The sequence below is a fragment of the Opitutia bacterium KCR 482 genome, from assembly GCA_029269845.2.
Classification (GTDB): Bacteria; Verrucomicrobiota; Verrucomicrobiia; order Opitutales; family Intestinicryptomonadaceae; genus Merdousia.
The window spans coordinates 2,112,784-2,136,273 of record CP149973.1 but is presented as its reverse complement, the minus strand read 5'-3'; the positions used below and the strand labels follow the sequence as shown (position 1 = coordinate 2,136,273).

Annotated in this window: 15 protein-coding genes; 11 read left to right on the top strand and 4 right to left on the bottom strand. The window is 54.0% G+C overall.

Translation table 11 applies throughout. The features are described from left to right. Positions 1–245 precede the first annotated feature (245 nt). The 4 genes from P3B99_009200 (at position 246) to P3B99_009185 (ending at position 6,886) form a co-directional block, all read left to right on the top strand. A complete protein-coding gene (locus P3B99_009200) occupies positions 246–1,961 on the top strand; it encodes an ATPase, T2SS/T4P/T4SS family (protein WYJ07372.1) in 1,716 nt (571 codons plus the stop codon). 12 nt (positions 1,962–1,973) lie between these two features. Beyond that, positions 1,974–3,656 (top strand): GspE/PulE family protein, encoded by a 1,683-nt coding sequence (locus P3B99_009195; GenBank protein WYJ07371.1) that lies wholly within the window; start codon positions 1,974–1,976, stop codon positions 3,654–3,656. A 27-nt stretch (positions 3,657–3,683) separates the two neighbouring features. Continuing rightward, the gene (locus tag P3B99_009190; protein ID WYJ07370.1) at positions 3,684–4,928 is read left to right on the top strand and encodes a type II secretion system F family protein; all 1,245 of its coding nucleotides are present in this window, start codon (positions 3,684–3,686) and stop codon (positions 4,926–4,928) included. Positions 4,929–5,398: 470 nt separating this feature from the next. Further along, the gene (locus tag P3B99_009185) at positions 5,399–6,886 is read left to right on the top strand and encodes a glycoside hydrolase (protein ID WYJ07369.1); all 1,488 of its coding nucleotides are present in this window, start codon (positions 5,399–5,401) and stop codon (positions 6,884–6,886) included. Between the two features lie 416 nt (positions 6,887–7,302). Here the strand turns inward: P3B99_009185 and P3B99_009180 are convergent, their stop codons facing one another. Further along, positions 7,303–8,259 (bottom strand): helix-turn-helix domain-containing protein, encoded by a 957-nt coding sequence (locus tag P3B99_009180; GenBank protein WYJ07368.1) that lies wholly within the window; start codon positions 8,257–8,259, stop codon positions 7,303–7,305. 329 nt (positions 8,260–8,588) lie between these two features. Between P3B99_009180 and P3B99_009175 the strand changes: the two genes are divergently transcribed. Continuing rightward, entirely contained in the window at positions 8,589–10,115 is a 1,527-nt protein-coding gene (locus P3B99_009175) for an L-fucose/L-arabinose isomerase family protein (protein WYJ07367.1), read from the top strand. 259 nt (positions 10,116–10,374) lie between these two features. On the opposite strand, the gene P3B99_009170 is transcribed toward P3B99_009175, so the two are convergent. Further along, a complete protein-coding gene (locus P3B99_009170) occupies positions 10,375–12,447 on the bottom strand; it encodes a glycoside hydrolase family 99-like domain-containing protein (protein ID WYJ07366.1) in 2,073 nt (690 codons plus the stop codon). A gap of 272 nt (positions 12,448–12,719) precedes the next feature. Here P3B99_009170 and P3B99_009165 point away from each other — a divergent pair, with 272 nt between their 5' ends. Continuing rightward, the gene (locus P3B99_009165) at positions 12,720–13,979 is read left to right on the top strand and encodes a hypothetical protein (protein WYJ07365.1); all 1,260 of its coding nucleotides are present in this window, start codon (positions 12,720–12,722) and stop codon (positions 13,977–13,979) included. Between the two features lie 60 nt (positions 13,980–14,039). Here P3B99_009165 and P3B99_009160 read toward each other — a convergent pair whose 3' ends face one another. After that, positions 14,040–14,327 carry a hypothetical protein gene (locus tag P3B99_009160; protein ID WYJ07364.1) on the bottom strand — a complete coding sequence of 96 codons (288 nt, stop codon included), beginning with the start codon at positions 14,325–14,327 and terminating at the stop codon, positions 14,040–14,042. Between the two features lie 53 nt (positions 14,328–14,380). Here P3B99_009160 and P3B99_009155 point away from each other — a divergent pair, with 53 nt between their 5' ends. From P3B99_009155 to P3B99_009135, 5 genes are all read left to right on the top strand, one after another. Next, complete coding sequence (locus P3B99_009155; GenBank protein ID WYJ07363.1) at positions 14,381–15,970, top strand: hypothetical protein; 1,590 nt, start codon at positions 14,381–14,383, stop codon at positions 15,968–15,970. A 272-nt stretch (positions 15,971–16,242) separates the two neighbouring features. Then, positions 16,243–17,817, top strand: a complete 1,575-nt coding sequence (locus P3B99_009150) for a hypothetical protein (GenBank protein ID WYJ07362.1) — start codon at positions 16,243–16,245, stop codon at positions 17,815–17,817. A 109-nt stretch (positions 17,818–17,926) separates the two neighbouring features. Continuing rightward, a complete protein-coding gene (locus P3B99_009145) occupies positions 17,927–20,236 on the top strand; it encodes a right-handed parallel beta-helix repeat-containing protein (GenBank protein ID WYJ07361.1) in 2,310 nt (769 codons plus the stop codon). Positions 20,237–20,604: 368 nt separating this feature from the next. After that, positions 20,605–21,648, top strand: a complete 1,044-nt coding sequence (locus P3B99_009140; protein ID WYJ07360.1) for a tyrosine-type recombinase/integrase — start codon at positions 20,605–20,607, stop codon at positions 21,646–21,648. Then, on the top strand, positions 21,648–22,736 hold the full coding sequence (locus P3B99_009135; GenBank protein ID WYJ07359.1) for a ketoacyl-ACP synthase III: 1,089 nt from the start codon (positions 21,648–21,650) through the stop codon (positions 22,734–22,736). The genes P3B99_009140 and P3B99_009135 overlap by 1 nt, the downstream gene beginning before the upstream one ends. Before the next feature lies 1 nt (position 22,737). On the opposite strand, the gene P3B99_009130 is transcribed toward P3B99_009135, so the two are convergent. Next, the gene (locus tag P3B99_009130) at positions 22,738–23,484 is read right to left on the bottom strand and encodes an SDR family oxidoreductase (protein ID WYJ07358.1); all 747 of its coding nucleotides are present in this window, start codon (positions 23,482–23,484) and stop codon (positions 22,738–22,740) included. Between the last annotated feature and the right edge of the window lie 6 nt (positions 23,485–23,490).

Genomic DNA, 23,490 nt, shown 5'->3' with positions numbered 1-23,490 from the left:
GATTGTCTCGAAAACAAGTCCTGCCGTCAAGCCAAAAAGCCGCCCCGCAAATAGGCGGTCGGAGCAGAGCATTGCCATGCCGCAGCCAGCCTATTCCCCAACGCAAGCAGTCCGCGCACCGAATGCCCACGCGCGGCGCGGCGGGCGTAAAAATTTCCGAAAACAAAGATTGAAATATTTACAAAGTCCCACTAATGTAGCTTTTTTTTCTACTATAACACCTATTACCAACGGAGAATAAACAAGTGACATCCGCAGACGATTTTGTATTGCAACTGATGGAGGAAAAAGGCCTTGTGTCCGCAGACATTATTTCGCAATGCCGCGAAGAACTGCTCTCGCAGGGCACTACCTCCGCCGATGTGGACTCCAAGCTTATCGACCTGCTCGTCGAAAGAAAATACTGCAAGTATGACGACATCTCGTTCATGCTCGCAAACGAATTCAACGTCCCTTTTATCTCACTGCAAAACCTCACGGTTGACGACGACGTAAAAAACCTCATCTCGAAGGAGGACGCGCGCAAATACAACGTTTTTCCGATTGCAATCACGGGCGGCCAGCTCGAACTTGCGGTCATCGACCCCATGGACATGGACGTTGTGGACAATCTCGGCCACATGCTCAAAATGCCCATCGACATCAGAATCGCCACGCCCGCCGACATCAAAAGCGCAATCGACGAGCACTACGGCGTCAACGCCTACGGCGACATTTTGGGAACGGAGGGCGCGGAAGTGTCGGAGGAAATCAAGGGGCTTGAAACGGGCAACGAAGCGGGCGTCTCGGAAGAGGAAGCACCCATTATCCGCTACGTCCACAAGCTCATTACAGAGGCGGTCAAAAGGCGGGCGAGCGATATTCACCTCGAACCGCTCGAAAAACGCTTCCGAATCCGCTACCGCATCGACGGCGTGCTCATCGAAGTGGAAAATCCGCCCAAACGCCTGCAACCGTCGATTATCTCACGTCTGAAACTGATGGCGAACATTTCGATTGCCGAAAAGCGCGTTCCGCAGGACGGCCGCATTCAGATTGTATATAATAAAAAGGAAATCGACTTGCGCGTATCGAGCCTCCCGACGGTCTTCGGCGAAAGTATCGTCATGCGTATTCTCGACAAGGAGGGGCTGAGGCTCGGTCTTCCCGAACTCGGCTTCTTCTCCGACGACCAGGCGGTTTTCGAAAGAATAGTCGGCATGGCGGACGGCATTTTCCTTGTTACAGGGCCTACGGGTTCGGGTAAATCGACAACGCTCTACTCGGCGTTGAACTACCTCAACCACCCCGACCGCAAAATCATCACGGTTGAAGACCCTGTCGAATACCAGATGACGGGCATCAATCAGGTTCAGGTTCGCAGGGAGGTCGGCATGACGTTCGCGGCGGCTCTGCGCTCTATGCTGCGCCAAGCGCCGAACATCATCATGATAGGCGAAATTCGAGATTTGGAAACCGCCGAAATTGCAATCAACGCATCGCTCACCGGCCACATGGTTTTCAGCACGCTCCACACAAACGACGCGCCCAGCGCGGTAACGCGTCTTGTGGATATCGGCGTAAAGCCCTTCCTTGTGAGCGCGTCTCTCCGCGCGGCTCTCGCGCAGCGACTCGTCCGCAAGACCTGCGTGCACTGCAAAACGGTCTACTCGCCCGACCCGCACGTCTTGCAGGCTATCGGCATAAACGAAATCGCCGCCGCCGGCATGACGTTCTACCACGGCGAAGGCTGCCCGAAGTGCAACGGCATAGGCTACCGCGGCCGCATGGGCATTTTCGAAATTTTCATCGTAAACGAAGAACTCCAACAGATGATTTACGAAGGCAGAACGCTCGTGGAACTGCGCACGAAAGCGCGCGAGCTCGGCATGAGAATCATGAGGGAGGACGGCGTGCGAAAAGTCGCCAGCGGCCTTACCACCGCGGACGAAGTCCTCAAAGTCACAATGAACGAATCATAGGATTTTACGGAAATGTTCGAAGACCACAACAACGCAATTTACGATATTCTGCTCACGAACAAGCTGCTCTCGAAGGAGCAGCTCGACGAGCTTAACGATACGCGCCTGAGCATGGGAAAATCGCTTGCGGACGCCGCGATAGACGCGGGCGTTTTGGAAAAGGGCAAGCTCCTCGAAGCCGTTGCGAAAGACCTCAATTTCGAATACGAGCCGATTCCGCCCGCCGACATTCGCGAGGACATCTACCGCCAGCTCCGCCCGAACCTCGCGCGGACATACGGGGTAGTCCCGATTAAGGTAGACGACACGTCGATTACGCTGCTCGCAAAAGACCCCTTCAACAACGCGATTATCGACGACCTCACGTTTACGCTCAACAAAGACGTAAACATAGTCGTTACGGACCCCGCCGCGGTAGACACGCTCATAGTGCAGTGCTACGGCGAGGAAAATTCAAGCATAGACGACCTCCTCTCGGAAATCTCGCAGGTCGATTTCGGAGACGAAACAAGCGAGGCGGACGCCGCAAACATGGCGAACGAAACGCCGATTATCAGGTTCGTAAACCTGATTTTGCAGCAGGCTATCCGCGACAAGGCGTCCGACATTCACTTCGAGCCGTTCGAAGACCAGTTCAGAATACGCTACCGTATCGACGGCGCGCTCTACGAAATGGCGCCGCCGCCCAAGAGCCTCGCGCTTCCCGTAATTTCGCGCATAAAGGTTTTGGCGAACCTCAACATAGCCGAAAACCGCATTCCGCAGGACGGCCGCATTAAAATGACCATTTCGGGACGCCCCGTCGACTTGCGCGTATCCACACTGCCGACGCAGTTCGGCGAAAGCGTCGTGCTCCGCGTGCTCGACAAGAGCGTCGTCAACCTCGACCTCGAAAAGCTCAGCATGACCGACGAAATCATGAGCAATATCCGCAGGCTCGTAAAACTGCCCAACGGCATTTTCATCGTAACCGGTCCTACGGGTTCGGGTAAGACGACAACGCTTTACTCGGCTCTGCGCGAGGTAAACACGGTGGACATTAAAATCCTCACGTCGGAAGACCCCGTCGAATACGAAATCGACGGAATCATGCAGGTGCAAATCAACCACCAAGTCGGTTTGGACTTCGCCCGATGCCTCCGCGCGTTCCTGCGTCAGGACCCCGACAAAATCATGGTCGGGGAAATTCGAGACTTGGAAACGGCGCAAATCGCGGTTCAGGCGTCCCTCACAGGGCACGTCGTGCTCGCGACACTCCACACGAACGACTCCCCCGGCGCGGTTACCCGACTCATGGATATGGGTCTCGAACCCTACCTTATCGCCGCGTCGCTCGAAGGCGTGCTCGGCCAGCGACTCGTCAGAAAAATCTGCACCACCTGCCGCACAGCCTACGAACCAGACCAGGAGCTTATCGACAGGCTCGGCGTCGACCCGATTGAAATCGCCGACAAGCAGTTCTACTATGGCAAGGGCTGCGCCGACTGCGGCGGAAGCGGCTACCGCGGACGTCAGGGTCTGTTCGAGCTGCTTCTCGTAAACGACGCCCTGCGCGACCTCATCACGAACCGCGCGCCGACCATGGTCATCAAGCAAAAGGCGGTAGAGCTCGGCATGCGCACCCTCCGCGACGACGGCCTCCGCGCAATCTTCGACGGCGCGACAACCGTTGACGAAGTTTTGAAATACACTTAATAAAAACCCCTCCAACAAATTAAACTTATGGCTAAATTCAAATATTCGGCTCTTGACAAAGACGGTCGCGAATCGAGCGGCGTAATAGAATCGACAAGCGAAAGCCGCGCCCGCAAGGAACTGTCCGAACAGGGACTTACGGTGTCGAGGCTCACGGAAGTTGCGGTTCAGTCCGAAAAAAAGGCGGCTGCCGCAAAAAAGCAGCGCAAGCCCATATTCGGCACGGGCGTCACAAGCGAAAATGTAACAATTTTTTCGCGCCAGCTCGCGACCCTGCTCAAAGCGGGTCTGCCGCTCCTGCGCTCGCTCGAAGTTATCGGCAGGCAGGAAAAAAACCCCTATTTTAAGGACATCGTCGAAAACCTCGCCGACGCCGTGCGCACGGGTAATAAGTTCTCCGACGGCCTCCAACAGCACCCCAAGGTCTTCGACAAGCTCTATGTCAACATGGCTCGCGCGGGCGAAGCGGGCGGCGTGCTCGACGTCGTTCTCGACCGTCTTGCGACTTTCCAGGAAAAGGCGATGAAGACCACAAACAAGGTCAAGAGCGCGATGGTCTATCCCATCGTGATTTTGACGGTCGCGGTGGCAATCGTCGTAATCCTCATGATTTTCGTCGTTCCGCAGTTCCAGAAAATCTTCTCCGACATGCTCAACGGCGCGCCCATGCCCGCGCTCACTCAGGGCATTATCAACATTTCCGACTTCATGAAGGAAAACTACATCGCCACCCTCGGCATTGTCGTTGCCGTGATTGCCGCGTTCAAAATTTTCTTCAAAACGAAAGTCGGGCAGCGGCTCTGGGATATCGCGGGCTTGAAGCTCCCCAAATTCGGCGACCTCGTGATGAAATCGACCGTCGCCCGCTTCACACGCACATTCGGCACGCTGCTCGCTTCGGGCGTCCCGATTCTCGAAGCGCTCAACATTACCCGCGGCACAATCAAAAACAGCGTTATCTCCGACGCCCTCGTCCGCGTTCACGACCGCGTGCGCGACGGCGAGCCCCTCGCCGCTCCCCTCGACCAGCAGAAGATTTTTCCCACGATGGTGACGAGCATGGTCGAAGTCGGCGAAGAAACGGGTCAGCTCTCCGAAATGCTCAACCGCATTGCGGACAACTACGACGAAGAGGTCGACAACGCCGTCGGCGGCATAACGTCGGTCATCGAACCTATCATGATTGTCTTCCTTGCGGTCGTCGTAGGTACTATCGTTATCGCCCTCTTCCTCCCCATCATTCAAATTATCCAAAAGTTGACCGGCGGTTGATTTGGCGAATGCTTTTGGGCTAAAAAGGCGTCGCTGCGGTCGTTCGGCGACGCTTACGTACACAAGTACGCTGCGCCCCGCCGCCAACCTTGCGCCGCCTTTTTAGCGGCAAAATCATTACGCCAAATCACGAGTCCCACAGTCTCAAACTACGAGCTCAAAAAGACATTACGAACAAGTAATGTCTTTTTTTTTGCGATGGAGAACCGCGCTTTATTCCGTTTGAAGTATAATCAAAAATGTCCAACTATAATCCAGAAATGTGCGTTTAGGGATATTGAAAATTTCCTTGAAAGCAATCCGCTTTCCGATAGTTTGTAGTCAATATGAAACTAATTGGGATTGTCTTATCTTTTGTTTGTATCGGAATTTTAAATGCTTCGGAAACACAGGCCGACTATTTCGGCAAGCAACGCAACGATTGGTTGCAAAAGGCGGAAAGTTTAAAACCCGAGCTAACCCACAAAACGGTGCGCCCCAAATTCGTCGTAGAACCGCAAAAAGATTCTTCGGCATTTCAGGGAATTAAATTCGTAAAAAGCGGGCGGAAAATCGAAGACTTGTACAAGACGGATTTCCGAAAAATCAAGACCATCACGCTCGATTTCGGAGACCATTACACGGGCTATTTTACGTTTAAAACAAAACTCTTCAACACTCCCGCGGACGCGCCCGTAAGAATTAAATTCTTTTTCGGCGAACTCCCCGCCGAACTGAATACGCCGTTAGACCCGTGGAAGGGCGCGCTCTCCCGCGCATGGATGCAAGACGAAACGATAACTTTGACCGAAATGGGCAAGTCGTTTACAATCCCGCGCAGAGTTTCATTCAGATACCTAAAAATAGAACTTTTGGGATACTCCGGATTCGATTTTGCGATAGACGATATGTTTGTTGTTGCCCAAACATCGGCAAGCAATGTTCCCGATACATTGCCGAAATCGGCGTCAAAAGAAATTGCAGACATATACAAAGTTGCGTTAAAGACGCTTTCCGAATGCATGCAAACCGTTTACGAAGACGGCCCCAAGCGCGACAAACGCCTCTGGCTTGGCGATTTGTATTTGGAATCTCTCGCAAACGCAAAAACGTTCAAGAATTTCAAGCTCACCAAGAGATGTTTGTATCTGTTTGCGGCAATTTCAGGCAAAAACGGCTTCGTATACCCGTGCTGTTTTGAAGAGCCGTTCCCCCACCCGCAAAAATCGAACTGCATATCGTACAGTTTGCTGTTTAACAGCACACTTCTCGAATACCTGAAAGACACAAACGATTACGAAACTGCGCGGGACTTGTGGCAAGTCGCGAAAAGGCAAATCGAATTGTCGCTGGAATATGTAAACAAAGGCGCAATGCACGACACCCAAAAAAGGGCTTGGCGGTTCTTCGACTGGCGCAACGGCTTGGACACCACAGCCTGCATGCAGGCGGCTACGATTTTTGCATTGTCTCAAACAAGACAACTTGCGGAAATGCTCGGCGAAAGTAGCGAAAATTGGGAAACGATAGAACGGCAAATGAAGGAAGCTTCACTGAAAAATCTGTTCGACAAAAAACGCAATGTCTTCGTTTGTCCGAGCGGACAGGTCTCGATATTGTCGCAAGTTTGGTTCACGATTGCGAATGTGGGCACAAGACAAATGCAGCAAACCGCAATAAAAAACGCGTTGGCCGATGAAAAGTCCGTTAAAATCGGAACACCCTACGCCACACACTTTCTGATAGAGGCAATGATTGCCTGCGGCATGAAAAAAGAGGCAAAAGAATATCTGATAAACTACTGGGGCTCGATGATAAAAAAGGGGGCCGATACATTTTGGGAAGCCTACGACCCGAATAACGATTTTCTCTCGCCTTACGGCTTCTTCCCCGTAAACAGCGCATGCCACGCATGGAGCTGTACCCCCGCATACTTTATCAAAAAATACCCCGAAATTTTCATAGACAACTCAAAATAACACCCATTTGAGAACATCAAAACGCCGCTTAGAGAATAGCTCTCACACATGCGCAAGGCGCATGGCAAACGCGGATTTCCGCAAACATAAATCGGCTCGCAAAACGCCCCTACCCAACTTTTATCCCAGCGCATTTTAAAATCTTCCGCGCTCCGCGCTCACTATTTAGGCGCGTCAAAGTGCTTTCATAAGGGTGGCTTTCCTGTACGAACAGGGCGCGTGGCGTACTTGACGTACGCGAGCGGTCTGGGCGTACAGGGAAACGCCCTTAGGGAAGTGCTTTCACGCGCCGTGTAATTTTAGGCGCGTCAAAGTGCCAGTATAAGGGCGGCTTTACGCGCGACACAGGGCGCGTAGCATACTTGGCGTATGTAAGCGGTCTGGGGCGCGCGTGAAACGCCCTTAGACTGGTGCTTTCACGCGCCGTTAAAATGGCGGGGCGACACTCCATAGTAGCTTTTGAAGACGCGCGAGAACGAATACGGCGTCCCATACCCCACTCTTTTCGCAATCTCCTCCAAAGTCAGCGAATCAGACTTCAAAATTTCCTTTGCAATCTTCATTCTTGTTTTCAACACGAACTTGGAAAACGTCTGCGCCGCATAAGTGAGACAAAATTCGTCAAGCTGTTTTATCGAAATGCAAAACCGCCTCGCAACCTCCGCCGACTTCCAATCCGCCTCTGGATTCCGCTCAACTTCCGTGAGCATTTCCGCAAGCTTGTCCTCGATTTCCTTTTTCGTCGAGCGGCAGTTCGCCGCAAACTCGTTCTTTATAAGCTCCGCGAGCGTGTCGGCAAGAGATTCGAGAATCAGCATCGAGCGGTGCTTGCCGTAGACTTCGTTGAGATAGACGTGCATGACCGAGTGAATGTCGTCGAAACGCGCGAGCGGCTTTATCAAAATTTCGCTGCCGAAAATGCCGTTCCAGTAGGCGTTGTTTTTGAAGTGCATCCAAAAGAGGTTGGACTTTGGAACTTCGATGTATGAGTCGCAAAGCCTGTTCGGCGGAATTACGAGACACTCGCCCTTGCGGAGCTTGTACTTTTTGCCGTCGTATTTGACCGACAGCACGCCGCGCACGACGCACAGCACGTCGGTAAATTTTTTGTTTTTGCGCGAGTGGTAGTAGCCCTTTGTGTGCTCGGCAAAACCGCCTGAGACAATGCCGCGCTTCGCCAAGATGTCGGTCGGGAGGTTTTCGGGGACGGTGATTGTGTGCGTACCGCTGTTGATGAGGTTCGACGGCATGTATCGGGTACTGCTATTGTTTGAGAAATAGCTTACCTTGTTGCCCTTGGGCAGGAGACGCAGCTGGTTGTCGTCAAAAATCTGCCAAATGTATTTTTCGTGCGGTGTGATTTTCTGTTTCATGCGTGTCGAAAACGGAGTTTGTCGGGATACCCGTTTTGTCTGGACATATCAAAAAACATTTTCAAAGCGGCGGCAACAGAAAAAATCGCAAAAGGCAAAAAGCGGACGAAATAAAGCAAATTTTCGAAACGCGCCCGAAAATGCGCTCTTTGCGTTTGAATGCCCCGCGTACAAGCCGCGCGTCCGCGCCCGCCAAAATTCACTCATGCGATTGAGGACGCAAAAATTTCAAACCTCAATCGATATTTCGTGTTGACATTTGTGGGTTCGGGCACTAACTTTCTATCAAAAACCCAAATATTTCAACTCACAACAAAGCATACACAAAAATGAAAAAACTGATAGCACTGATTCTTCTGTTCGCCTCGGTTGCGGCTACGGCGGCGGAAGCCAACAAAATAATTCCGCGTCGCAAGCCCCTTACCGCAAATGTCGGCATTGTCGGCGTCGGGCTTGACACCTACTGGAAGCAGTTTGACGGTCTGCGCGACGTGATGATTGACAAGCTTGCGACTTTCAAGGGAAAGGTCGATAAAAACGGCGTCAAGACCTTCGACTTCGGGCTGGTAGACAACGCCGCCGAAGCCCGCAAGGCTCTCGAAAAAATGCGCGCCGCCGACTTGGACATTCTCTTTGTCGATATGGTAACCTACGCGACGTCGTCAACATTCATGCCGATTGCCCGCGAGCTGAAAATCCCGATTGTGCTCGTCGCGCTCCAGCCCGCCGACGCAATGCCCTACAAAAAGGCGACGACCTTCATTCAGCTCTGCAACGACGACATCTGCGCCGTGCCCGAATTTACCGACGTCGCAATCCGCCTCGGCAATCCCGTAGCCGACGTAATCATCGGCAAGCGCAACGGCGACGAACGCGCCGACAAGGAAATCGCCAAGTGGTGCAACGTGGCAAAAGTTTTGCACGACCTGCGCCGCGCGAGAATCGGCTTGATGGGGCACGCCCTCGAAAACATGTACGACATGCAGGCAGACCCGACCGCCGTCGCCCGCACCTTCGGCTGCCACGTCGCGCTTTGCGAGCCTGACGAAATCCTCAAACACTTCCTCGAAGAGGACGCCCCCGCAGTCGAAGCCATGAAAAAGCGCATACTCTCGTTCTTCGACACCCCGAACCCCGTCTCCGACCCGATTACGACAAAGCTCACCGACGCCGACCTCGACACCGCAGCGCGCGCGGCAGTCGCCCTCGAAAAGTTCGCCGCCGAGCGCAATCTCGACGGCTTCGCCTACTACTACGAAGCCCTGCCGAACACTGAAATGCGCCGCTTGGTGACGAACTTCATCGTCGGCAATTCGCTTCTTACCGCCGCGGGATTCCCGATGTGCGGCGAATTCGACCTTAAAAACTGCATCGCGATGATGATTATGGACCGCCTCGACATCGGCGGCAGCTTCGCGGAGTTCCACCCCGTCGATTTCGCCCGCGACACCATTTTGGTCGGGCACGACGGCCCCCACCACATCAACATCGCCGACGGCAAGCCCGTTTTGCGCTCGCTCAAAAAATACCACGGCAAACCCGGCGCAGGTGCGGGCGTGGAATTCAAAATCAAGGAAGGCCCTATAACCCTGCTTTCAATCGGCGTCAAGGCCGACGGCTCGTTCAAGTTCGTCGTCGCCGAGGGCGAATCGACGGCGGGCGACGTGCCGCCGACGGGCAACACAAACACCCACGGCAAATTCAAGCCCGACGTGCGCACATTCCTGCGCAACTGGTGCATGGAAGGCCCGACGCACCACTTTGCGCTCGGCATCGGACACCACGCCGACGAAATCTCGAAAGTCGCGAAGTCGCTCGGCATCGAATGCGTTGTCGTGACCGACCAGTACAAATAATACGCATTTCCGCAAAGGAAATTCCGCACGCAAACGCCGAAAACAATTCGGCGTTTTTTTTGTTTTTGCATGCAAGGCATGCTAAGATTTTCAACACTCGCAACTTATTTTGCGGGAACGGAGGAATAACCGCGCCGCAAGAAACGCGCTTGCGGGCGTTTCGTCTGAGGCAAAAAAAACGGAACTGCCGCATTGGGCAATTCCGCTTTTTTCGTTTATTCAAACTAAAACTGTCGGCGTAAATTCGGCATTCGCCGCCCTATTTCAGGCAGGAGGAAATGTCGAACCCTCCGCGAACGACTTTGCATGACACGCCGTTTGATTTGCAGATTCTTTCGAAGTTTTCGCCGAACTTTTCAGAATGCGGCGCGTCGAGCTTTTCGTTCGGGTAGAAGAGGAAGAACTCCGTCTTTGTCTTGCGGGCGGCGGCACTCGGCACGAGAGCCGCAGGCGAATACTGCGCTATGTATTTTTCGACGGAGGCGCGGTTTTTGAGCCAAGCGTCGAAGTCGGCAAAACCGAACGCGGACGCTCCGTATTTGATTTCGGGAATCCACGAGCGCATTTGCGCGGGGTCGAGCGAAGTCTGCGGAACAGACGCCGCCACGAACGCTACGTCCGCCTTGCCCGAAAGCGCGGCGTACAGCGCGGAGCACGCGCCCGCAGAGCCGCCCGCCAAGCCGATTTTAGAAGCGTCGATGTTCCACTTTGCGGCGTTTGCCTTGACAAATTCGACAGCCAAAACGGCGTCGGAAAGCGGCGCGGAAACGGGCGGGAAAATGTCGGAATCTACGGCGTCCTGAATGAAGCGGTAGTCGGCGCAAACAACGGCTACGCCGCGCGAGAGCAGCGCGGGAATTTGCTCCGCAATCCTGCGGTCAACCGTCGAGCCTGAAGCCCAGCCGCCGCCGTGGAAGTAGATAACTGCGGGCGTTTTTGCCGACGCGTTTTTGGGCAGCCACACGTCGAGCTTGTTCTTTGCGTGCGTTCCGTAGGAGAGGTTTTCAAACGTGGCGGCGGGCGCGGAACAGAGCTTTCGGGTCGCCATGTCGCCGAAAACGTATTTGTCGGCGGGGCGGCGTCCGAAAACCGCGGCGACGGCGCGGAGCATTGAGTCGCCGTCGCGCAGTGTGGGAATCAGGAACGAGCCTTCGGTGTATTCGTTCCAGCCGTTAATCAAAACGGCGCGGGGCGATTTTTGCGACTTTTCGGTAAAGGCTTTGGCGTCGCGCAAAAGCGCTTCGAACTTGTCTCCCGTATTGTTCGTCGCGATTGTCCCGTACGGGTATTCCGCCTTTTTCCACGGAAATTCGACATCGGCGCGGCAGCGCGGCGAGCTGTCCCAGCCGCTTGTCGCAACGGGGATAAATTTCATCGGGGTGTTCGCGTAGTAGTCCCAAGTGAGCCTGTGGGCGTCCGCCATCTGCGAATATTCGAAGACCCACCGGCGTTTTGCGGCGTACTTTCTGAAATCGGGAATCGCGCTCGGATTGACGTTGTAGTTGCTGAGCGAATCGAACTGCGCCGCCGCGTAGTCGTCGAAATTCTTTCTGCCGAAGACCATTCCCGACCAGTGCACTGGCTTGCCGCAATATTTTACGGAAACGGCGTCGGCTTTTTTCAGAAGCTCGCGCGTTTTTTCCGCGCCGCCCATGTCGGACATGAATTGCGCCGCCGCAAAAATCGAAAAATACGGCTTGCCGTCTACATGCCAATAGTTGGGCTTTGTGAAATAGTTTTTCGCGCAGTATTCAACGGCGTTCAGGAACTCTTGCGGAGTGCGCGAGAGCGGCTGCAACATCTGGCGCGGCTTGCCGTATTCGGGGCGGAAGGCATTGCGGCGGTCGTGGTAGCACCACATGATGGCGAACTTCATTTTGCCGCTGTTGGGAGCTTTCAGGAAGCCCTGTTCGAGCGACTCCGACATCGTCTGAATGCCGTCGCCGTAGAAGTACCAGTCGTACAAAAACACGTCGATGCCGCTGTTCGAGGCAAGCTCGATTTCCTTTGCGAGGTCGTCGGGCGACTTTCCGTCCAAATAGCCCATCAGCGGCTTCATCGGCTGCTTGTGCCCCTTGAAGCGCGGGATTGCGGTCTTGACAAATTCCCATTCGGTCCAGTTCTTGCCGAACCACTTTTCGCCTTCGGGATAAACGTGCCAGTGCGGATAATAAACGCAAACAACCTCGGTTTTTTGCGCCTCCGCAGGCGTTTGGGCTTCCTGATTGTTCTGTTCCGACGCGCAGCCAGCCAATCCGCACGCCAACACGGCGGACAATGTCGAAACAAATGCGGTCGCTCTTCGTTTTAGATTGGGAATGTTTTGTTTCATGTTGAAATATATTCAAACGAACGGAAGATTTTTTGTCAAGAAATATCGACACACAAACTTACAGCTTCCGATAATCACCGCCATCCGCAGAAAACGGCGGCAATACTCCGCCCTCCCCCGCAAAAATGCGGAAACTACCGCTCCGCCGCGCCGACACAAAAAAGCAATCGCGACAAACCCGCAGGCTTTGAAATTTTCCAAAAATTCAAATTTAAACCCAACAAATCAATAATTGCTTGACCTCGGAATAAAATCGCTCATACGTTTGAAGCATGAAAACACTTATTTCCTGCATGGCGGCAACGCTCGCACTCTGCGCGCCGCAATTCTCCAACGCAGAACAAAACGACATCTTGCAGCGCATCGACGGGCGCGGAGAAATCAAGAGCGCGCTGGAATGGAGCCAAACCGCAGCCCCCATGATTATCGACTTCTTCGACTCCCAAATATACGGGGAAATTCCGCCGCGCCCCGATACAATCAAGTTCGAGCTTCTCGAATCGTCCGACAACGCGCTCGACGGCATCGCGGTCCGCAAACAATATAAAATCACCGTGGGCGGCAAAAAGGGCGAGCATTCGCTCAATGTCCTGATTTACCTGCCCAAAGGCGCGGCGGAGAAAATCCCAGCATTCGTGTGCCCCAACTTCTACGGCAACCACACGCTTACCGCCGAAAAGGAGGTTATCCTGCCGACGCATTTCATCAGGGCGGAAAAGAAAAATACCGACCGCGAAAAAACGCGGGCGACAAAAACCGAGAGAATCCCCGTAAAGGAGATAGTCGCCCGCGGCTTCGGAATCGCCACATTCTGCTACAACGAAGGATACCCCGACTACATCACAAGAGACGGCGCAAAAGAAAGCGTCTACAAAATTTTCGACGACTCGCAAGTGCCCCAAAAAACCGCCCTCGCCGCATGGGCGTGGTGCAACATGCGCGTGTTAGATTTGCTGGAAACAATGCCCGAAATCGACAAACAGAAAATCGGGGTCGTCGGACACTCGCGGCTCTCGAAAACGGCGTTCATAACGGGCGCGCACGACAAACGCTTCGCCTACGTCTGCGGAAACAACGGCGGCGCAAAGACGATAACGCTCATGCCCAACCTGCGCTTTAAGTTCTGGTTCTCGAAAAACATAAAAAAATACACAAATACCGCGACAACAGGCGTATCGCAAACGGAGCTAAAAAAGGAGCGCAACAGCAGCCTCGAAATTCCGCCCGCCGACCAGTGGCATCTGATAGCGTGCATCGCGCCGCGCATGCTCTACATCGCGGGGTCTTCGGGCGACATCTACGCGCAGCCCGACATTCAGTGCGAAGCCGTCATGAAAGTCTCGCCCGCATATAGACTTTTCGGGGCGAAGAAGCTGCCGACCGAAGCCGACCTCGCTTCGGGCAAGCCGTTCTTCGGCGACATCGGCTTCCATATCAAAGAAGGCCCGCATAGCATAACCCCCTACGACTGGAACAGATTTATGGACTACGCAATTTCGCGAGGCTGGAATCCCGTTCCGCCGAAAAAATAGCAAAAATCCCCACAGCGGCAACGCGCCGACACCCTCCGCGCACGCCGCCCCCACCCCCTCTTATCTGAACGCGGAATCGCCGAACAGCAATTCCGCGTTTTTTGCGGTTGGATTCGCGGGTTTTCCATATTCACAAAGAATTGCATCCGCCTGTTTTCCGCCATATAGCGGCAATATTTTTAATGTTCCGCGGGTTCGGACATCTAAAATAGAAACACATCGCCCCGAAAAAAGCGGCGGCAACAGAAAAAACCGCAAAAGATTTTTGTCGAACGGAGGGAAGGTAAAATCGGAACAAAAAGTTCGGCCAAAAAACTTGCGTAAAAAAATACTTGCAATTTCAAACACATCCCTCTATTTCGTTTATTTAAACCGTTAACTCAAAACTGTATCTGATTATCATGAAAAGAAAAATCCTGCTCGTAGCACTGCTCGGCGCGGCGGTTTCGCTCTCTCTAGCCGAAACAAAAACCGTGCATGGCAAGTATGCAAATAAAACGGGTCAGAGAACGGATATCACGGGCGTCTCGGCAACGACCGATCTTATCCTTGACTCGACACCTAACGAATCCGCCAATCAGGGCGAAATGTACCGCGCTGCCAACAAAACAGTGAAGTCGATTACCGCAATCGACACGAGCGCGGCGGACGGCAAGGGCGCGGTAAACATCGCAAGCAGCAACCCCAGCACGGGCATTACGGTCGACGCAAATTCGGCGACGGACGCCACGGCGGTTTCGGCGGCTTCGTGGAAGCAAAATTTCATGACGCTCGTTCTCACCAATTCGAGCAATGACTACAAAAAAGCAAATATCACCGTAGACTTCGGCTCTAACCTCACGCTCACTGGCGCAGCACCAGACCAAACGCAGGTGCTTTCGTTCGAACATTTCAACGGCACGGTAAGCGCAAAAAACACATACCTCAGCAATTCGAACTCGACGAACACTACGACACTCTCGATTTCGGAAGACTCCTCCGTAATTTGGGACGGCGGACGCCTCGAAACAGGCTCGGCGAACAAATCGCTCATACAAGTTGGCGGCAACCTTACGCTTAAAGGGAATTCAAACACAGTGTTTTATGTAAAGGGCGGCGAATTCATAATCGGCGAAAACGGCACGCTCAAATCGTACAACAACACGCTCTACATCGCCAACAACGCAACGGCGCACATCTACGGCACGCTCGAAATGGGCGGCGGCAGCACGCTTTCGCTCTACGGCAAAACCTACCTCCACGACACGACCCCCGCAAAACAGTTCACGGTTTACAAACTGTACTCGAAGTCGGAATTCGTGCAGGCGACGGCGACGTCTAACAACGGCGTAAGATTCAAGAGAGCCTCAAACATCGAAACGGGCGCAAGCTGGACGGTTGACGGCATTGTGGATGTCTTCGGCGAAAAAATCGGCTCGAACGAGCTCAGCGTAACGCGGGCAGTTCTAAACGTGAACTCGGGCGCAAACTTCATCGTCAAGAAGGAAGGCGTAGACAACGCAAAAATCAGGCTCTGGGGCAACTCGGAACTCAACATCTGGCAGGAAAACGCCTTCACCGACGAAAACGGCAAGGGTATCCGCCTTGCGACGGCTAAGGACGTTTATTCCGAATACGGAAGCCTCGTAAATCTCTACGCAACGCAGACGTTCCAAGACCTCTACGTCACGAGCGGCTCGAACATCGAAATCTACCTGTTCGACCTCGCGCAGCTGATTCTCGAAGGCGAGGGACAGACGCTTTGGAACAATACGGAAGAGGGGCTTAAAGTCTACAATTTCCGGGAAAACGCAGTCTATGTAGGAACAAACGCCGCCAACGCGTCGGGAGTGGCGAAAGCGAAGTTCTACGACGCCGACGGCAACCTGATCTCGAACGTCCGCATAGGCGAAAACGGCTGGCTGACGGCGGCAATCCCCGAACCCGCCGAATGGGCGGCGATTTTCGGCGCAATCGCGCTGGGATTTGCGGTCTGCCGCAGACGCAAATAGGCGGCTGAAAAATTTTCAAAAAAACCAAATGGCGCGCTCCGCAAATGGCGCGTCTTTTTTTTTTGCGCATTTGTCAATAACAAAACTAAAAAAAAGCGACTTGCGGACGCAAAAAAACGGGCAGGTTCAATTCCTCAACAAATTACAATCAATACACTTGCGCAATTAAACCGTTAAACAAAAAAACCAAAATTAAATGTTGATGAAAATTCAGTCCCTATTTATTCTCGCATTATAAACCCCCATAAAAGTTTTAACCTAAATCCATAACCATGAAAAAAGTAGTACAAACCTCCATTCTCTTCGTGTTCGCGGCCTCCGCGGCTCTCGCCGCCACGACTGTGGATAAAACAGTCATGGGTGGCGCGGGCGATTACACAACCCGCGTGCCAATCCCCAAAGACAACCCAAACTATAATATAATTCTCGAAAGCCCAGCCGCCACAAAGGAAGGCACGATGTTCAGTGGCAACTACGCGACAATCGCCTCCCTCGACGGCGCAACGCACACCCCAGGAACGGTGTCGGACGCGGGCAAAACTCCCGCATGGAATTTCTCGGGAAACCTGATAATCGACATTAATTCCGCAGAAGCAGGCGGCATCACCGCGCTTACGACAGGCAACAACAAATTCGCCTGGAATCTCGGAACGCTCACAATTAAAAACTCCCAATCGAACGACTCCACCTACGCGAACGTCGATTTGGGCGCGCAGTTCAGAATGACGGTAAATTATTCGGCCTCGCAGGCCTCAAAACTCGTAATCGCGACAAACGCGAATCTGTCGGGACAGAGCCTCGCCTTTGCGGCAAATTCCGGAGGCGGAGTGTTCTTTGAAAAAGGCGTCAAGGCAAACTATACCGTTTCGCAAACCCACATCGCCGGAAACGGGTTCTTTTCAATCGGCGAAAACGCGGTCGTCGACGCGTCGTCGAAGGAGCTTGGCTTCAACTTTTACAGCGGCTCGACGCTTCAAATCGCGGCAGGCGGAACGTTCAAGACGCAGAAAGTCAACACGAACACCGGCTGGAACGCCGAAATAAACGGCAACTTCGAATACGTCGGCAAAAACCAACTGACGCTCGCGAACGCGTCTATTTCGGGCGGCAAATTCGTCGCAACGGAACTTACCAACGGCACATCCGCCCGCACGGTAATCAGTGGGGGCATGTCGGTTTCGAACGGCGGCACTATCGACCAAAAGGGCGCCCTCGAACTCAAAGGCGCGTCCTCGGAAAGCCTGGCGAGCCTCTCGGTCGACAGCAGCGCGGGCTACATCAAGCTCTACGACAACGTAGGCGGGGACGGGCAAAAATACCAAGGCAGACTGTTCCTGAGCGGCAACACGCAGCTTGTGATAAACAAGGCGAACGCCTTCACGCGCATTTTGACAAGCGGCGCAACGGGCGACACAACACTCATGATGTCGGCGGCAAACAACTCGATAATCGTAAACGAAAAGACGAGATTCGGAAACTTCTACTACTGGAACGGCGCGACGGAACTGACAATCGAACTTTCCGACACAAACGCCGACGCCAAGCTCTACATCGGCGGCATCTCGGGGGCTTCGGGCAACACGCTCACCATCGAAAACTTCGCCGACGACATGATTTGCTTCTGGACGGGCGACGAAGACAAAGTTTTCGGCAAGTACGACACAATCACAGCAAACACCGCCGACGGCACAACCTACGGCAAGGGCGACCTCACTCTCGTAAAGGGAACTCTCGACGGCAAGGACGTATACTTCCTCAACCGCATAAACGTTCCCGAACCCGCCGAATGGGCGGCGATTTTCGGCGCAATCGCGCTGGGTTTGGCAGTCTACCGCAGACGCAAATAGACGGCCGAAAAATTCGGCAAACGCGCTTCAAAACGAAGCGCGTTTTTTGTAAACACAAATTCGGTTGCATTCAAAAAACCAATCGGCTATCAATAAAACCATGAATATAATGGGAAGAACAATAATATTTGCGGCACTGGCGGCGTTGTTCGCGGGCTGCGAAGACAGGGAAACGCAGGCGGTCGCCGACTTTTCGAACGAAAATTTGGCGTACGTCGGCAAGAATGCGTCGGTGTCGCCCGACGGAAAATCCTGCGCGATTGACACTACAAAGATTCCGCTGGAATCGTACATGCGCGTGGTCGAATTCAAAAACGGAACGCTCAAACCCGACACGCGCTACGTTCTGAAAATGTCGGTAAAAATCTCCGACGCCGAGGACGGCGCGCACCTGCACACGCTTGTGCGCAACACCGCCGCCTACCGCGACGGCACCGACATCTTGAAGCACAACACATACGCCTACGACAAACAGCCGCAAACGACTCTCAAATTCAAGACGCCCAAGAACGCCTCCGAATACGCGCTGGTCTTTACGGCGTACAAAAAGCTCAAAGCCGAAATTTCAAACATCGAAATTGTCGAAGACGCGCCGCTTGGCTTCATTCCGATAAACGGCAACGTTAGGTACTACAAGCTCGACAAGTCGAAACTGCCGACTGGCTCGGCTGACTTCGAGGTAATGCGCCCCTACAATCCTGAGGGTGAGGTCGTAAACGCCGAACGCTTCGGAATTGTGCCGAACAAAGAAATTTCGCCCAAGCTATTCAACAAGGCGATGGACTACTGCCGAAAAAACAAGGCGGCAAAACTGCTGCTGCAAAAAAACGCGGTCTACAAGCTGGTCGGCGAGAGCTCGATTGCGGTCGCCGACATGGAAAATTTCACGTTCGACGGCAACGGCTCGACGCTGGTTTTCCTCAAAAAGAACGCGCCGAATTTCTGGGTGCGCGGCAACAAACGGGTGGAAATCCGCAACGTGAAAGTTGACTGGGACTGGGAGACCGACCCGCTCGCGAGCGTCGTAAGGGTCGAGGCAATCAATCAAAAGGAGGACTTTGTTGACTTCAAATTCGTAGACTACGACAAATTCCCCGCCTACCCAAACTACGTCCGCGCCGCAACGCTTTCGGGCTGGGACGAAAAGGAGAAATCGGTGGGGCTTGAAGGCGTAATGCCTTTCGGCTACGACATGTTCGCGGGGCGCAACCCGCGCCCGAAGTTCAAATGGCTGAACCCGAACACAATCAGGTTTTACGGGAAGTCGCGCCAAAACTCTCTGAAAGTCGGCAGGCTCTTCCGAATGCAGCACTACTACTACGACATGAACAACATGGTCATGTGGAACAACAAGCACATCACGATTTCCGACTTCACCGTGTTTTCAAACCCCGGGCACGCGTTCGTCCAGCACGGCAAACAGCAGTACACGCTCATGGAGCGCGTGAAAATCGTGCTTCCCGAAAACTCGGGAAAACGCGCAATAACATGCACCGCCGACCACTACCACATCGCGTCGTCGCTCGGCTACATCAAGGTGCTCGACTGCGAATTCTCGCGAGGCGCGGACGACTGCATAAACTTCCACGACAACTCCTCGTTCGGCGTCAAAAAGTCGGAAAATTCGCTCGTCGCCCGCAAGAGCTACGGGGCTGTCGGCGACACTGTCGAATTCCGAAACAGCGACTACTCCCCCCTCGGCTTCGAGGCGAAAATCACGGGGCACAAAAAAACGGAATCCGGCAAGTGCGAAATCCTCTTCGACAAGCCACTGCCCGACTCCAAATTCGGCAAATACGTACTCTTCAACAAAGCATTCGACACGCGCAACATTGTGGTGAAAAACAGCTATTTCCACCACAACCGCGCGCGCGGAATCTTGGTGCTCGCACGCGACGTCACAATCGAAAACTGCAAGTTCAAACGCAACGAAATGGGCTCGATAAAAATCGAGACGGGCTTCACCGAAAACATCTGGTGCGAAGGCTTCGGGGTTGACAACGTGCTCGTGAAAAACAACACGTTCGAATCGTGCAACCAGATGGGAAGAACGAGGTGGTCCTACGAATACGACGTTTTCATCGGAACATACCTCAAAAGCGACCCCTCCGACGCGCAGACACCCTACCCCATTCTAAAAAACATACTCTTCGAGGGCAACCTCTTCAAAGACAACTACGGAATGGCGGCTCTCATAGGCTCGGCGCAAAACGTGGTGTTTGCCGACAACGTGTTCGCCAACGAAACCCCGCGCAAAAATCCGCAAATTTACAGAAACGGATTTTTCATAGTATCGTCATCGGACGTGAAGATTCTCGACAACAAGTTCACGAAGTCGGAAATGACGCCGAGACTCGGCGTGTGGTACGACAAGTCAGACACGAAAAACATCGTGGTAAGCGGCAACAAAGTGCGCTAATCCGCAGAGGCGGACTAAAACGGAAATGCTCCGAATCTTAAAGATTCGGAGCATTTTTTTTACCATGCCCCTGCCGCGCAAACGCCAAACGCCAAACGCCAAACGCTCCGCCGAACGTCGAAACGTTGCTCGTAATCGACGAACCGCGGCGGCCGCCAGCATTTCCGCCCGCAATTGAACATTGAAATACCGTTTCAGCGTAAAATTTCCATATTATTGAAAATAAAAAAACGAAACATTTTGGCAAACACCCGCCTTCTGCGTAAATGTTGTGAATAATTATTGCACTATTGCGAAACAGCTTGATATTAAATTGAATCCTGCAAATAAAATTATTAAATTTACTCTACAACAGTATTCTTAATACTATGAAACACTATCAACTCATATCCGCCGAAACCGTCCTGCGCGGTTCGGGAATAAGCGTACTCGACGCCGCAAGGCTTGTCAGAAACATGCTCGACGCGCTCAGCCCGTCAGCCGGGCTTACGCCCATTCAATTCTGCAACAAAATAATAGAGACGGGCAAACGCGCCGCGAAATTTGCCGACATCTCGCCTGCGACGGCGTTTGAAGAGTATGCCGCAAGCAAATCGGGCCTGCGCCCGGACTCCCTGCGCGACATCAAATACATGGGCGCGCGGCTCTTGAAAACCGCGCCGCACTACGCAAAAAGAAACTTTGCGGAGCTTTCCGCTGGCGACTGCCGCTTCTGGCTCGAAAAGGCGTTCCCTACGCCGAGCCAGTTCAACAAGGGCCGCGCAATGCTCCACGGTTTTTTCGAATACGCAATGCGCCGCGAGTGGTGCGGGCGCAACCCCGTAAAGCTTGTGGAGCGCAAAAAAATACGCGAGGGCGAGATTTCGCCGCTGTCGCTTTCGGAGACGCGCAGGCTGATTTCTGCGTCGGGGCGGCACGAAAACTGCGCGGCGGCGGTCGGGCTGCTCGTTCTTGCGGGAATAAGACCGGCGGAGGTCGGCAAGCTGAAATGGCGCGACATAGACCTTTCCGAAAACACAATCACCGTAAATTCGCTCTGCTCGAAAACGGGCGGCGTAAGACAGGTGGAAATCTGCCCATCGCTGAAATCGATACTTTCGGCCTACAAGAAAAGACCCGAACAGAAAATCCGCCCCTGCGGCTGGCGCAGAAAATGGCGCGACATCAGAAACGAGTCTGGACTTGGCAAAAACTGGGTTCAGGACGTGCTAAGGCACACCTACGCAAGCTTCCACGCAAAGAAATACGCCGACCTCCCGCGACTCCAACTCAACATGGGGCACCGCGACCAAAACCTGCTCAGGAGCAGATATGTGAACATGCGCGGGCTGTCGAAATCGGCGGCGAACAGTTTTTTCGGCGATTCTTTCTCGACTTTGGCAAGATGTGGTAGTTTATTCGGCAGAGCATAATGAAAGCCGCAATAACAGCAATCGCATACGCAACGGGTTCGAACAGGGTCGGGCTTGACGAAATGCGCGCACGCTTCGGGACGGAGACCGCCGACAAAATCGCGGCGATGTCCGGGATTCTCGAACGCCGCACGGTTGGCGCAGACACTTGCGCCTCCGACCTCGCCGAAAACGCCGCGCGAATGCTGTTCGGCAACGCCCTCGCAAGCCCCGAAAGCATAGACCTGCTTCTCTTCGCAACCCAAACGCCCGACTACGCCATGCCGTCGAACGCCTGCATTATGCAGGACAGACTCGGGCTTGGGAAGTCGTGCGCGGCTTTCGACATAAACTTGGGGTGCTCGCAGTTCCCCTACGCGCTGGCGACGGCGGGCGCGTGGCTCGAAGCGTCGCTCGCCCGCAGGGCGCTGGTGATAACCGCCGACACCGCCACGCGGCTAATCCACCCCATGGACAAAAGCTCGGTGTCGCTTTTCGGGGACGCCGCGGCGGCTACAATCGTCGAAAAATCCGACGACTACATCGACTTTGTTTTCGGGACGAACGGCGCGGGCTACGCCGACCTCATCTGCCCGACTTCGGGCATGCGCACCCCCCCCACCCCGCGCGATTTCGAGGAATACACCGACGCCGACGGCAACGTCAGGACGAACGCCAACATGAAAATAGACGGCTTCAAAATTTTCGCGTTCGCCTACAAGACAATCCCGCAGGCGGTGAACGAACTGCTGAAAAAAAACGGAATGGGCGTGGACGACATCGACCTTTTCGTTTTCCATCAGGCGGGCGAAATGATGGTCTCCGCCGCCGCCGACAGGCTGAAAATTCCGCCCGAAAAAGTCTATTTTAAAATGCACGACATCGGCAACTGCGGCGGCGCAAGCGTGCCGATTGCCCTCGCCGACGCCGCGATAAACGGCAGGCTGAAAGCGGGCATGAAAGTCGCCGTCTGCGCGTTCGGAGTGGGGCTTTCGTGGGGCGCGGCGCTGCTCGAATGGAGCGGCAAATTCGCGGGCGCGAAAACTTCGGACGACTATTCCGACTCACCCGAAAAGCCCGCATCGCAACGCCGCGCCGACGCAAAATAATTCAGAAGCACGCGGTCAGCCCGCCGTCTACGGCAATCGACTGCCCCGTTATGTACGACGACATGTCGGACGCCAGAAACAGCGCGACCGACGCAATTTCCTCCGCCTGAGCAAAGCGTTTTAGCGCGATTTTATCGGTATACTCCGCAACGAGCCTGCGCGGAATTTTCGCGGTCATGTCGGTCTCCACAAAGCCGGGGCAAATGGAGTTTGCGCGGATTCCCTTTGAGCCAAGCTCGGCGGCGACGGCGCGGGCAAACGCGCACATCGCGCCCTTGCTCGCCGCATAGTTCGCCTGCCCGCCGATTCCCACAAGCCCCGACGCGCTCGACATGAAAATTATAGAGCCGCTTTTTTGCGAAAGCATTTTTTTCGCCGCAAGCTTCGTCCAGCGGAACGCGCCCGCGGCGTTTGTGTCGAGCACGGAGAGGAAGTCGCGCTCAGGCATGAGGGCAAGGAACGAGTCTTTTGTAATGCCCGCATTGTTTACGAGAACGTCTATTCTCCCCGTTTCGGCGAAGATTTTTTCGAAAGCCGACTCAATCGCCGCGCTGTCGGACTGGTCGCAGCAAACCGCCGTCGCGCCCGTTTCGGCGGCGAGCCTTTCCGCCGCCTCCGCGCCGCTTTTGTAGGTGAAGAATACCCGCGCCCCGCGCGCGGCGAACTTCCGCGCGACGGCCGCGCCTATCCCGCGCGAGCCGCCGGTGATTATCGCGGTTTTGCCCGCAAGAATTGTCTGCGATTCCATCTCTTT

Bases quoted from the DNA above. Each gene is read 5' to 3' on its own strand.
- P3B99_009195 (WYJ07371.1), top strand. From the start codon at position 1,974: ATGTTCGAAGACCACAACAACGCAATTTACGATATTCTGCTCACGAAC.
- P3B99_009190 (WYJ07370.1), top strand. From the start codon at position 3,684: ATGGCTAAATTCAAATATTCGGCTCTTGACAAAGACGGTCGCGAATCG.
- P3B99_009180 (WYJ07368.1), bottom strand. From the start codon at position 8,259: ATGAAACAGAAAATCACACCGCACGAAAAATACATTTGGCAGATTTTT.
- P3B99_009175 (WYJ07367.1), top strand. From the start codon at position 8,589: ATGAAAAAACTGATAGCACTGATTCTTCTGTTCGCCTCGGTTGCGGCT.
- P3B99_009170 (WYJ07366.1), bottom strand. From the start codon at position 12,447: ATGAAACAAAACATTCCCAATCTAAAACGAAGAGCGACCGCATTTGTT.
- P3B99_009165 (WYJ07365.1), top strand. From the start codon at position 12,720: ATGAAAACACTTATTTCCTGCATGGCGGCAACGCTCGCACTCTGCGCG.
- P3B99_009155 (WYJ07363.1), top strand. From the start codon at position 14,381: ATGAAAAGAAAAATCCTGCTCGTAGCACTGCTCGGCGCGGCGGTTTCG.
- P3B99_009150 (WYJ07362.1), top strand. From the start codon at position 16,243: ATGAAAAAAGTAGTACAAACCTCCATTCTCTTCGTGTTCGCGGCCTCC.
- P3B99_009145 (WYJ07361.1), top strand. From the start codon at position 17,927: ATGGGAAGAACAATAATATTTGCGGCACTGGCGGCGTTGTTCGCGGGC.
- P3B99_009140 (WYJ07360.1), top strand. From the start codon at position 20,605: ATGAAACACTATCAACTCATATCCGCCGAAACCGTCCTGCGCGGTTCG.
- P3B99_009135 (WYJ07359.1), top strand. From the start codon at position 21,648: ATGAAAGCCGCAATAACAGCAATCGCATACGCAACGGGTTCGAACAGG.
- P3B99_009130 (WYJ07358.1), bottom strand. From the start codon at position 23,484: ATGGAATCGCAGACAATTCTTGCGGGCAAAACCGCGATAATCACCGGC.